This is a genomic window from Corallococcus sp. RDP092CA (assembly GCF_041903675.1).
Lineage (GTDB): Bacteria > Myxococcota > Myxococcia > Myxococcales > Myxococcaceae > Corallococcus.
This window is the reverse complement of the sequence record NZ_JAYESI010000083.1, coordinates 1-1713: the sequence shown is the minus strand read 5'-3', so window position 1 is coordinate 1713 and position 1713 is coordinate 1. Positions and strand designations below refer to the sequence as shown.

2 protein-coding genes are annotated in these 1713 nt (G+C 70.0%); both read right to left on the bottom strand.

Annotated elements, in window-relative coordinates; genetic code table 11:
* Window positions 1–245: 245 nt before the first annotated feature.
* Window positions 246–407: a hypothetical protein gene (locus U8525_RS34235; protein WP_374270938.1), complete on the bottom strand. Its 162-nt coding sequence runs from the start codon at window positions 405–407 to the stop codon at window positions 246–248.
* Window positions 408–493: 86 nt separating this feature from the next.
* Window positions 494–1684: an IS66 family transposase gene (locus U8525_RS34230; RefSeq protein WP_374270937.1), complete on the bottom strand. Its 1191-nt coding sequence runs from the start codon at window positions 1682–1684 to the stop codon at window positions 494–496.
* Between the last annotated feature and the right edge of the window lie 29 nt (window positions 1685–1713).

Sequence of the window (1713 nt, the reverse complement as noted above, 5' to 3'; positions counted from 1 at the left end):
GGGGCGTGCTCGACTTCCTGACGGACTCGCTGCGCGCGCACCGCCGAGGTTTGCAGCCACCCTCACTGCTACCTCTCGCGGAGGCCCCTCAGCTCGCGCACGCAGCGTGAGCCGGTGAACGGTTACGATTCGCGAAGGGCCGTGAAGTGCGCCTTCACGGCGTCCATGTGTATTGCCACTCAACCGGGCTCCTGCGGCGCTGCTACGCTTGCTCGGTGGAGAGGGATTGGTCGCGCAAGGGGGGCTCAGGCGACCGCCGCCGCGAAGGACGCAAAGAGGTCGCCTGGAAGCGCGTGCTCAAGCTTCCAGGTGACCGCCATGGGCAACTCGCCTTCGTGCTTCACGTAGGTTGCAGGGCCCAGGAAGTAGAACGCACGGTCATCGCTGCGCTGTCGAGCGAAGAGCATGACGCTTGAGCCCGTATCCGATGCACGAGCCCCGTCTTCCGTGAGCCGGACGGTCGCCGCAGGGTGACGGCGTGAAAGGGACTCTCTCAGCGCGACGGCGACTGCGCTTCGGCCGGGGCCGTGAGCGGCTCCGGGATGGTGAGTTCCCCCACCTCGGCGTCGAGTTCGGCGGCCACCAGGCGGGCGCGCGTGGCGGCCCAGTACTTGGGAGCGAGTTCCAGGTAGCGCTCTCGGGGCCAATGGGCCAGCACGCGCAGGAGGTCGCGGAGGTACGCCTCTGGGTCGAGGCGGTGCAGCCGAGCGGTGGCGATGAGGGTGAAGAGGTGGCCGGCCCGCTCGGCATGGTCATCGCTGCCGACGAAAAGCCACGCTTTCCTTCCGACGGCAATCCTTCGCAATTCTCTCTCGCTGCGGTTGTTCTCCAGCAGCAGCCGGCCGTCCTCGAGGAAGCGGCGCAGCGCCTCGCGGTGCCGCACGGCGTAGCCGAGCGCCTTGCGCACCAGCCCGCGCTCCTCGCGCACCTTCTCGTGCTCCGCCTCGGCCCAGGTGAAGAAGGCGTCCGCGTGCGCACGCAGGTGCGCCTGCCGCAGCCGGTGAATCTCCTCTGGAGGCTTGTCCCTCCACGTCGCTTCCAGCTCGAAGATGCGGCCGATGCGCGCCAGTCCCTCCCGGGCCACGACACTCTTCGCCGTCGCCGCCTCCCAGAAGCCCCTGCGGCAGTGCACCCAGCACGCCACCTCCTGCCGCACCTGGGCCTCGCCATCCGGCGGCGCCTCCTCGGCGGGGCGGAAGAGGGCGTCGTAGACACTCTTCGCATCGGCCTGCACGTAGCCGCTGAAGCCCTTGAAGCGCTCCAGCACCGCGGCGCTCGTCTCCTTCGGCGTGTACTCGAAGAAGACGGCGTCCTTGTCGGCCACCTGCACGAAGTAGTGGCCCCGCCGGCACGCCTGGCGCCCGCCCTCCGCGGGCGCTGGCTGCACCGCCACCCCGGTGGCGTCCGTGGCGATGCAGAAGGCGGTGGCCAGCGCCTCGTCACGCATGGCGGCCACCACCGTGGTGCCCACCGTGGCCCCCACGTCCTCCACCCACCGCGCCATCGTCCCCCGGTCCACCGCGACTCCGTCGCGCGCGAAGCGCTGCTCCATGCGCAACAGCGGCAGCCCGTCGCAGTACTTCCCGGGTAACCGTTCACCGGTTGGTGCCTGCTTGAAGGGGCTGCCGGGCAGCGTACGGTGGGCGGGGCGGCGCTCGACGGTGTTGGCTGTGACGTGACACACCGCGACTCATGGCGGAACTCGACCCCCGA